Annotated in this window: 9 protein-coding genes; all 9 read left to right on the top strand. The window is 69.9% G+C overall.

The window, feature by feature from the left end; all coding sequences use genetic code 11:
* Window positions 1-46 precede the first annotated feature (46 nt).
* Window positions 47-1,297, top strand: a complete 1,251-nt coding sequence (locus D7T59_RS07395) for an NAD(P)/FAD-dependent oxidoreductase (RefSeq protein WP_180851614.1) — start codon at window positions 47-49, stop codon at window positions 1,295-1,297.
* The gene (locus D7T59_RS07400; RefSeq protein WP_164136892.1) at window positions 1,285-1,842 is read left to right on the top strand and encodes a DUF3261 domain-containing protein; all 558 of its coding nucleotides are present in this window, start codon (window positions 1,285-1,287) and stop codon (window positions 1,840-1,842) included. The genes D7T59_RS07395 and D7T59_RS07400 overlap by 13 nt, the downstream gene beginning before the upstream one ends.
* Window positions 1,839-3,023: a beta-ketoacyl-[acyl-carrier-protein] synthase family protein gene (locus tag D7T59_RS07405; protein ID WP_180851612.1), complete on the top strand. Its 1,185-nt coding sequence runs from the start codon at window positions 1,839-1,841 to the stop codon at window positions 3,021-3,023. Before D7T59_RS07400 ends, D7T59_RS07405 begins: the two co-directional genes overlap by 4 nt.
* On the top strand, window positions 3,020-3,475 hold the full coding sequence (locus D7T59_RS07410) for a hotdog family protein (RefSeq protein WP_164136890.1): 456 nt from the start codon (window positions 3,020-3,022) through the stop codon (window positions 3,473-3,475). The genes D7T59_RS07405 and D7T59_RS07410 overlap by 4 nt, the downstream gene beginning before the upstream one ends.
* Window positions 3,472-4,203, top strand: a complete 732-nt coding sequence (locus D7T59_RS07415; RefSeq protein WP_180851611.1) for a 3-ketoacyl-ACP reductase FabG2 — start codon at window positions 3,472-3,474, stop codon at window positions 4,201-4,203. The genes D7T59_RS07410 and D7T59_RS07415 overlap by 4 nt, the downstream gene beginning before the upstream one ends.
* Entirely contained in the window at window positions 4,203-5,441 is a 1,239-nt protein-coding gene (locus D7T59_RS07420; RefSeq protein WP_180851609.1) for a beta-ketoacyl-ACP synthase, read from the top strand. The genes D7T59_RS07415 and D7T59_RS07420 overlap by 1 nt, the downstream gene beginning before the upstream one ends.
* A gap of 62 nt (window positions 5,442-5,503) precedes the next feature.
* Entirely contained in the window at window positions 5,504-5,944 is a 441-nt protein-coding gene (locus D7T59_RS07425; RefSeq protein ID WP_164136887.1) for an excinuclease ATPase subunit, read from the top strand.
* A gap of 160 nt (window positions 5,945-6,104) precedes the next feature.
* A complete protein-coding gene (locus tag D7T59_RS07430; protein WP_049431711.1) occupies window positions 6,105-6,365 on the top strand; it encodes a YcgL domain-containing protein in 261 nt (86 codons plus the stop codon).
* Entirely contained in the window at window positions 6,358-9,696 is a 3,339-nt protein-coding gene (locus tag D7T59_RS07435; protein ID WP_180851607.1) for an ankyrin repeat domain-containing protein, read from the top strand. Before D7T59_RS07430 ends, D7T59_RS07435 begins: the two co-directional genes overlap by 8 nt.
* The last annotated feature ends 107 nt before the right edge of the window (window positions 9,697-9,803 follow it).

Here is a 9,803-nt window from a genome sequence, read left to right on the forward strand (position 1 = left end):
TTCCGCTTTTCTTCTTTCCCTCTGATCGAGCAACAAGGACGCCCCGATGAGTACTGCTGTGGATGCTGTCGAACGCACTGAAATCCTGATCATCGGCGCGGGCCCGGCCGGCTCCGTCGCCGCGGCGATGCTGCGCCAGCAGGGCCGCCAGGTGCTGATGCTGGAGCGCCAGCAGTTCCCGCGCTTCTCCATCGGCGAAAGCCTGCTGCCGCAGAGCATGGAATACATCGAAGCGGCCGGCCTGCTGCAGGATGTGGTCGAGGCCGGCTTCCAGTACAAGAACGGCGCGGCCTTCGTGCACGGCCAGGCGCGTACCGCCTTCGACTTCCGGAAGAAGTTCTCGCCGGGCTGGGGCACCACCTACCAGGTGCAGCGCGCCGACTTCGACAACGTGCTGGCACGCGGTGCCGAGCGCATGGGAACCACGCTGCGCTTCGGTGATGAAGTGCTGTCGGTCGAACCCGGTGAACAGCCCGCGGTGAACGTGCGCCGCCCGGATGGCAGCGAATACCGCATCGAAGCCGACTTCATCCTCGATGCCTCCGGCTTCGCACGCCTGCTGCCGCGCCTGCTGCAGCTGGAATCGCCATCCAATTTCCCGGTGCGCGGCGCGATCTTCTGCCACGTGCGCGACAACATTCCGGCCGAAGCGGAGTTCGACCGCAACAAGATCCTGATCACCACCCACCCCGAGCACATCGACGTCTGGTACTGGACGATTCCGTTCTCCAACGGCTGCTGCTCGCTGGGCGTGGTCGCCGAGCCGTCGTTCTTCGAGCGCTATGAAGGCGACGACCTGCAGAAGCTGCAGGCCATCGTCGGCGAGGACCCCAACCTGACCGGGCTGCTGGCCAATGCCGAATGGGCGGTGCTGCCGGTGCGCCGCATCACCGGCTACTCGGCCAATGTCAGCTCGCTGTGGGGCCCGGGCTATGCGCTGCTGGGCAACGCCGGCGAGTTCCTCGACCCGGTGTTCTCGTCCGGTGTGACCATTGCCTTCAAGTCCGCGCAGCTGGCCAGCGAGTGCCTCAAGCGCCGCTATGCCGGTGAAACCGTGGACTGGGAGGCAGAGTTCTCCAGGCCGCTGCGCGCGGGCGTGAAGACCTTCCGCCGCTTCGTGGAAAGCTGGTACCAGGGTGGCTTCCAGAAGATCATCTACCACCCGCAGCAGCAGCCCGAAGTGCGCGACATGATCAGCTCCATCCTGGCCGGCTACGCCTGGGACACCAACAACCCGTATGTGGCCGACGAAAGTGGCCGCCGCATGCGCGTGCTGGAGGAACTGTGCAGCGCCTGATCTTCCGTACTGCGGCCCTGCTGCTGTGCCTGCTGCTGGCTGCCTGTGCCGGGCGCATGCCCAAGCCCCAGGTGGAGCTGCCACCGCTGCGCCTGTCGCCGGCCAGCCTGCCGGCGCCACTGGCGCTGCAGCAGCAGCTGCATTTCCGCTTCGGCAGCCATGAGCGCGATCTCGATGCGCTGCTGGAAGCCGATGCGCAGCAGGTGCAGCTGGCCGTGCAGGCGATGGGCCAGACCGGCGTGCGCCTGCAGTGGGACGGCCAGCAGCTGACCCAGCAGCGCGCGCCGTGGCTGCCGCCGCAGGTGCGCGCCGAGCGTGTGCTGGACGACCTGCAGTTCGCGCTGTGGCCAACCGCCGCCATCGCCGCGGCGCTGCCCGCCGGCTGGCAGGTCAGCGATGACGGCAAGCAGCGCAGCCTGTCGCGCGATGGCACGGTGTGGCTGCAGCTGCAGCGCCTGGACGATGGCAGCGTGCAGCTGGACAACCGCGCCGAGGGCTATGCGCTGCGCATCGAATCGATCGACATGGCCGGGCCGGACCGATGAGTGCACCGATCTACCTGAACGACCTGGGCGTGGTCTGCGCGCTCGGCGATGGCCGCGCCGCGGTCGCGTCGGCGATGTTCGCCGATGTGCCGGGCGGGCTCAGCGACAACGACCGCCTGTTGCCGGGGCGCACCCTGGCGCTGGGAGAGGTGCGCACGCCGCTGCCGGCGCTGGAGGAGCTGCCGGTCGCGCTGCGTGGGCGCAACAACGCGCTGCTGGAGGTGGCGCTGGCACAGATCGCCCCAGCGGTCAGTGCTGCCATCGCCCGCCACGGTGCCGAGCGCGTGGCGGTGGTGCTGGGCACCAGCACCTCGGGCATCGGTGAATCCGAGCAGGCCCTGCGCACCCACGCCGAACAGGGCCGGTGGCCGCAGGGCTTCGATTACGCCCAGCAGGAAATGGGCACCGCCGCGCAGTTCGTGCGCCAGCGCAGCGGCGCGCAGGGCCCGGCGTGGACCCTGTCCACCGCCTGCTCGTCCAGTGCCAAGGCATTGATGTCGGCCGCGCGCATGCTGCGCGCCGGCATCGTCGACGCGGTGATCGCAGGCGGCGCCGATTCGCTGTGCCGCTTCACCGTGGCCGGCTTCAGTGCGCTGGAATCGGTGTCGGCCCTGCGCTGCAACCCGTTCTCGCAGCACCGCGCCGGCATCAACATCGGTGAAGGCGCCGCGCTGTTCCTGCTCACCCGCGAGCCGGGCCCGGTGTGCCTGGCCGGGTGGGGCGAATCGGCCGATGCCCACCACATGTCCGCGCCGGACCCGCAGGGCCTGGGCGCCATCGATGCCCTGCAGCAGGCGCTGCAGCGCGCCGGCTGGGCCGCCGATGAAGTGGACTACGTGAACCTGCATGGCACCGCCACCGGGCACAACGATGCGATGGAAAGCCTGGCGGTTTCGCAGGTGCTGGGCAATGACGTCCCGGCCAGCTCGACCAAGCCGCTGACCGGCCATACGCTGGGCGCGTCAGGCGCGATCGAAGCCGCACTGTGCTGGATCCTGCTGGCCGAGAACCCGCAGCAGCAGCTGCCGCCGCACTGGTGGGATGGCGTGGCTGACCCCGCGCTGCCGATGCTGCCACTGGTCGCACCCGCCACCCGCCTGGCAGAGCCACCGCGGCGGGTGCTGAGCAACTCGTTCGCCTTCGGCGGCAGCAATGCCGTGCTGGCGCTGGAGCGCCGATGAACATGCTGTATGCAATTGAAGAGGTGGTGCCGCACCGCCAGGACATGTGCCTGCTGGAGCGCATCACGCACTGGGACCAGGACGCCATCGAGGCCGAACTGGTGGTGCCCGAGGCCGGCCTGTTCGTGGAAAACCACGAAGTGCCGGCCTGGGTGGGCATCGAATACATGGCACAGGCCATCGCGGCCTGGGCCGGCTGCCGCGCGCGCGCGGCCGGCAAACCGCCGCAGCTCGGTTTCCTGCTCGGCAGCCGCCGCTACAACAGCGCGCGCAGCAGCTTCCCCAGCGGTTCGCGGCTGCGCGTGCAGGCGCGCTGCGAGCTGTTGGGTGACAATGGATTGGGCATGTTCGCCTGCCGCATCCTGGCGGGCGAGGACGAATGGGCGACAGCCAACGTGTCGGTGTTCGAACCGGCCGATGCGATGGCCTATCTGGAGAGTGGACAGGCATGACAGGGAATCGAAGTGTGCTGGTGACCGGCGCCAGCCGGGGCATCGGCCGGGCCATTGCGCTGCGCATCGCGCGCGATGGCTTCGACGTGGTGGTGCATTGCCGCAGCCGCGTGGAAGAAGCGCAGGCCGTGGTGGCCGAGATCCAGGCACTGGGCCAGCAGGCCCGCGTGCTGGCGTTTGACGTGGCCGACCGCGAGGCGGCACGCGCCGCGCTGGAGGCCGATGTCGAGGCACATGGCGCGTACTACGGTGTGGTCTGCAATGCCGGCATTGCCCGTGATGGCGCCTTCCCGGCGCTGTCAGCAGACGATTGGGACCAGGTGATCCACACCAATCTGGATGGCTTCTACAACGTACTGCATCCGTTGATCATGCCGATGGTGCGGCGGCGCAAGCCCGGCCGCATCGTCACCCTGTCGTCGGTGTCCGGCCTGGCCGGCAATCGCGGGCAGGTCAACTACAGCGCCGCCAAGGCCGGCATCATCGGCGCCACCAAGGCGCTGGCGCTGGAACTGGCCAGCCGCCAGATCACCGTCAACTGCGTGGCCCCGGGCCTGATCGAGACCGACATGCTCAACGAAGAAGTGGTCGAACATGCGCTCAAGCTGATTCCCGCCGGCCGCATCGGCCGTCCCGACGAAGTGGCGGCTACGGTGGCGTTCCTGCTGTCCGAACCGGCCGGCTACATCACCCGCCAGGTGATCTCGGTGAACGGAGGCATGCTCTGATGGCCGCCGATCGTCGCGTAGTGGTGACCGGCGCGTCCGCGATCAGTCCGCTCGGCCATGACTGGCGGACCATCGAGGCGCACCTGCGCAGCTGCCGCAATGCCGTGCGCACGATGCCCGAATGGGATGTCTACGCCGGACTGAACACCAAGCTGGCCGCACCGGCGCAGGACTTCGAGCTGCCGCCGAACTACAACCGCAAGACCACCCGCTCGATGGGCAAGGTCGCGATCATGTCGGTGCGCGCCACCGAAGTGGCGCTGCGCGAAGCGGGCCTGTTCGAGCACCCGGTGCTGCGCAGCGGCCGGACCGGCGTGGCCTACGGCTCGTCCTCGGGCAGCCATGAAGCCACCGGCGAATTCGGCCGCATGCTGCACGAATTCACCACCGACGGTATCAGCGCCACCACCTACCTGAAGATGATGAGCCACACCGCGCCGGTCAACATCGGCGTGTTCTTCGGCCTGTCCGGGCGCGTCTACACCACCTCCAGCGCCTGCACCTCGGGCAGCCAGGGCGTGGGCGCGGCCTATGAAGCGATCCGCAGCGGCAAGCAGACGGTGATGGTGGCCGGTGGTGCCGAGCAGCTCGACGCCACCGCTGCGGCGGTGTTCGACACCCTGTTCGCCACCAGCACGCGCAACGACGCGCCGCAGACCACGCCGCGCCCGTTCGATGCCGGCCGCGATGGCCTGGTTCTGGGCGAGGGTGCCTGCACGCTGATCCTGGAAGACCTGGAGCACGCGCAGGCACGCGGCGCCACCATCCTTGCCGAGGTGGTCGGCTACGGCACCAACAGCGATGGCCAGCACGTCACCCAGCCCAGCGCCGACACCATGGCCACCGCCATGCGCCTGGCGCTGGAAGATGCAGGCTTGGAGCCTGCGCAGATCGACTACGTCAATGCCCACGGCACAGCCACCGATCACGGCGACATCGCCGAGACCCAGGCCACCGCGCAGGTGTTTGGCAGCCGTGTGCCGATCAGCTCGCTGAAGAGCTACGTCGGCCACATGCTCGGTGCCTGTGGTGCGTTCGAGGCCTGGCTGAGCATCGAGATGATGCGTGCCGGCTGGTTCGCGCCGACCCTGAACCTGGCCGAGGTCGACCCGCGCTGCGGCCAGCTCGACTTCATCACCGGGCAGGGCCGCGAACTGCAGGCCGAGTACGTGATGAGCAACAACTTCGCCTTCGGCGGCATCAACACCTCGCTGGTGTTCCGCCGCTGGAGCGAATGATCCGCCTTCCCATCCCGCGTTTTTCCGCAACCCACCCGCACCCTCGACAAGGAGATGTTCCGATGCGCCGCACCCTGATGATCGCCACGGCCACCGCACTGCTGGCCCTGACTTCCACCGCCTCCGCCCGCGATACCCGCGTTGAGCAGTCCCTGCAGGAGCTGGTCACCTCGCAGGCCGCCCGGGACGCCGGCATCGACGGCAGCGTGCGCTTCTACCTGGCCGGCCAGCCGGTCAGCGTGCAGCAGCGCCTGGGCGAGGACGTGACCAACAGGAAGACCAACGCCGCCAACAAGAGCGATGCCGAGGCCTGCCACTGGGTCGCGCTGTCGGCGCTGCGCGCGCTGCAGGACGGCGCCAAGTCGCGCGGTGCCAACGCGGTGGTCGACATCGTCAGCTACTACAAGAAGAACGAGTTCAAGAGCAGCACCAACTACGAGTGCTGGGCCGGCACCTTCGTCGCCGGCGTGGCGCTGAAGGGCACCTACGCCAAGGTCAAGTAAGCGACCGCAGGGCGGTGGCGTTGCCTGAACGCCGCCGCCACATTGCTGAACCCCGTCGGGGAAACGCCGTTGATCACGCCGCCATCGTCGGCTGACGGCTTTCCCCGGTGTCGGCTTTCCGACACAATCATGGCTCTTCCCGGGTTATCGTCCCGCGGACATGCACGCCTACGTCTATAAAAGCCAACTCAAGCCTGACACCTACGTCTACGTTCCCCGACGCGATGATTTCAGCGCGCTGCCCGCGCCGCTGCTCACCTCGCTGGGTGCGCTCACCTTCGTCCTGGACGTGGCCCTGGATGCCCAGCGCCGCCTGGCCCAGGCCGACCCGGACAAGGTTCGCAGTGAAATGAGCGAGCGCGGGTTCTACCTGCAGGTGCCGCCGTCGGTGGCCAGCCTGATGCCGCGCCACTATGACTGACGCCTCCCGTCCGCGCGCCCTGTCGATCGCCTTCGCCGCCGGCGCCCTGCTGGCGCTGGGCGCTGCCGTGGGCGGCGTTGCCGGTGCCGTTCTTGCCGCCCTGGCGCAACCGGCGTTCGCGTTGGGCGTGTCGTGGTGGCGGCGCAGCCGCGCGCTGCTGCCGCTGAAGGTGGTTGCGCGCCAGGATCTGCCGGCGTTGCTGGCATTGTGGTCGGCGGCGCCGTTGTTGCTGGCGCTGCTGCTGGCCTGGCCGCTGGCCGCACTGCGTGACAGCGGCAGCCTTGCGGCGGTGCTGGGCCTGAGCGTGCTGGTCAGTGCCGGTCTGCTCGCTGCCTGGCGCACCTGGCCGTTGTGGAACGATGTCGAACGGCTTGATGGCAGCCTGGCCCATCATTGGCAGGCGCTGGCCGGGCGCGACCTGACCGCCTGGCGCGGTCTCGCCGTGGCCGCGCTGGTGATCGCGCTGGCCGCGCTGGTGGTGCTGCCGGCCTGGCCGGGCCTGCTGCCGGAAAGTGCACGCTGGCCCGCCGCGCTGGCGGTGGTGCTGTTGTCACCGCTGCTGCATCTGCTGCTGCAGCGGGTCAAGCCGGCGCCGCTGGTGGCGGTGCGCGCCAGCCCATTGGCGACGGCCAGCCACGAACACGAACCGATGTTCGCCGCCGCGGCCGAGACCGCGCCGCTGGAGGCGATGGCACCGCAGGAGCTGACCCCGGCACTGTATGAAGCCGCGCGCCATGGTCGCATCGACCGCGGCCTGCAGCTGCTGCAGGCCGGCGCCGATCCGTATGCGCTGCCCGACCCGAACTGGCGCGACCAGCGCAGCCTGGCGGTGCTGGCCGCGGTGCTGCCGGACCTGCGCCTGCTGCGCGAACTGATCGCCCGCGGCGTTGACGTGAACGCGCCGCACCGCGGCATGACGCCGTTGCTGGCCGCCACGCGTGACAGCTGGCATGGCCGCCCCGAAGCGGTGATGACCCTGCTCGCCAACGGTGCCGACTCGCGTGCTACCGACAGCGATGGCAATACGCCGCTGCATCATGCCGCGCGCAGTTCCGACCCGGGTGTGGCCGCGCTGCTGCGCGATGCCGCCGCCGAAGTCGACGCACTGAACCGCGATGGCTGGTCGCCGCTGGCGGTGGCCTGCCAGGTCGGCAACTGGCGCCTGGCCCGCTTCCTGCTCGAACGCGGTGCGCGCAGCGAACCGGCAGAGGGCACCCCGGTGCTGCTGGCCGCTGCTGCCACCGAAGACGACGATCCGGCTGGCGTGCAGCTGCTGCTCAAGCACAAGGCGCGCGCCGACGCGCGTGATCGCCAGCGCCGCAGCGCGCTGCACGAGGCGGCGCTGGCCGGCCACGTGGAAATCATCGGCGTGCTGCTGGCCGCCGGTGCCAACCTGGAAGCACGCGATGCACTGGGGCGCACGCCCTGGCTGGAAGCCGCCCGTGCCGGGCGCGCCGCGGTGGTCGAACACCTGCTGCCGCACAAGCCGGACCTGGTTGCCGTGGATGGCGAAGGCCGCAACGCGGTGCAGTTGGCGGTGATGGCGGAGGATGTCTCGCCGTTGCTGGTCAAGCGTCTGGTGGAGCTGGGCATCGTCGCCGACGCGACCGATCCGGTCGGTCGTCGCGCGGTGGATTACGCTGCCGAAGCCGGCCGCTGGGCGATCGTTGCGCTGCTGGATCCGTCCTACCCGTTGCCGGCTGCGGTCAGTGACGGCCTGGCCGAGCGTGGCGAAGCCGCCAGTGCCAGCGGCCTGCTGCCGGATCGCCCGCCGCTGACCCTGCTGCGCGAAGCGCTGGGCTTCGGCAACACCGAAGGGATGGCCGCGCTGGCCAAGCTGTGCCAGCCGGAAGAACTGGGCGGCCTGCTGCTCGACCCGGAGCTGGCGCTGGAGCCGCGCGCGGTTGACTGGCTGCTGGGCCATGGCGCCGATCCCTACGTGCGCGACGCCTGTTCCGACACGCCGATGTTCGCCCTGCTGTCGCGTGGCATCGATGCGGTGCCGGCGCTGCAGGTGATGCTGCAGCGCGGCCTGTCGCCGGCCGGCCGTGGCGGCCTGGCGCGCTTCCTTGCCGCCTGCGCGCAGCACGACCAGGCGGCGCGCGGCCTGGAACAGCTGGCGCTGGAACTGCTGGAGCGTGGCGCCGATCCGTTCGCGGCCTCGCCGGCCGGTGACCCACCGCTTTCCCTGGCAGTGCGCCTGGGCTGGCTGCGCCTGCAGCAGGCGCTGCTGAAGGCGGGCGTCGATCGCGAAGCCCGCGACAGCCATGGCATGACTGCATTGCATCTGGCCACTGCGCTGGCCCGCGAAGGTGCGCTGAAGCTGCTGGTGCAGCACGGTGCCTCGCCGGAAGCACGCGCCGCCGATGGCCAGACGCCGCTGGGCGTGGCGCTGTCGATTGGTCGCCGCGATCTGGCCGACTGGCTGGACTGGCGTGTGTGGCCGTTGCCGCGCCGCACCCTGCGCGAGGCCGATCTGCCGGCTGCGGCAATGGCCGGTGACGTCGATGCGGTGCGCCGCCTGATCGATCTGGGCTTCGCCGTTGATGCGGTCGATGCGCAGGGCTGCACCGCGCTGCTGCGCGCCGCCGGTGGTGGCCATCTGGCGGTGACCGACCTGCTGCTGGCGCGCGGCGCTGATCCGCAGCACGCGGCGGCCAGTGGTGCCACGCCGCTGTCGGCGGCGGTCAGCATGCGCCAGGTGGATATCGTCTCGGCCCTGCTCGATGCCGGTGCCAAGCTGGAACACCGCCTGCCGGGCGGCGTGACCGTGCTGATGCTGGCGTCCGCGCTGGGCCTGCCGGACATTGTTGCGCGCCTGCTCACCGCTGGTGCCGACGTGCACGCCGGTGACGCGCAGCAGCTGGGCCCGCTGCACTGTGCCGCGCTGTATGGCTTCAGTGCCCGCGACCGCTCGCGCCTGCTGGCCCTGCTCGACACCCTGCTGCTGGCCGGTGCCGAACCGGACCAGGCTGCCGCCGGTTCGGTCACGCCGCTGCTGCTGCTGCTGGGCGCACGCGCCGAGCCGGGCACCGCCTGCGACGAACAGGTGGTGATGGCCGCGGTGGAACGCCTGCTGGACGAGGACGTGAGCCTTGAGGTGCGCGATCCGCGCGGCTTCGGACCGCTGCACCTCGCGGCCCTGCATGGCCTGCCGCTGCTGGTGCAGCGCCTGCTGCGCGCCGGCGCCGATCCGGAAGTGCGCGACAGCCTCAACCGCAGCCCGCGCGAGATCGCGGTGATGCGCGGCTTCATCGACGTGGCCGGCGAGTTCGAACCGCGCGTGCCGGGCGTTTCGTCGATGGCGCGGTTCCTGCGCGACAACGGCTGATCAGGCCGGGGTCGGATCCCTTTCCAACGGAAAGGGCTCTGACCCCAACACCGCGCCATCCACGCATGGCGTGGATCTACTGCCGGAATCCGCAGTGGGTAGTGSCG

Origin of the sequence: Stenotrophomonas maltophilia (assembly GCF_013464915.1) — a bacterium.
GTDB classification, from domain to species: Bacteria; Pseudomonadota; Gammaproteobacteria; order Xanthomonadales; family Xanthomonadaceae; genus Stenotrophomonas; species Stenotrophomonas maltophilia_AT.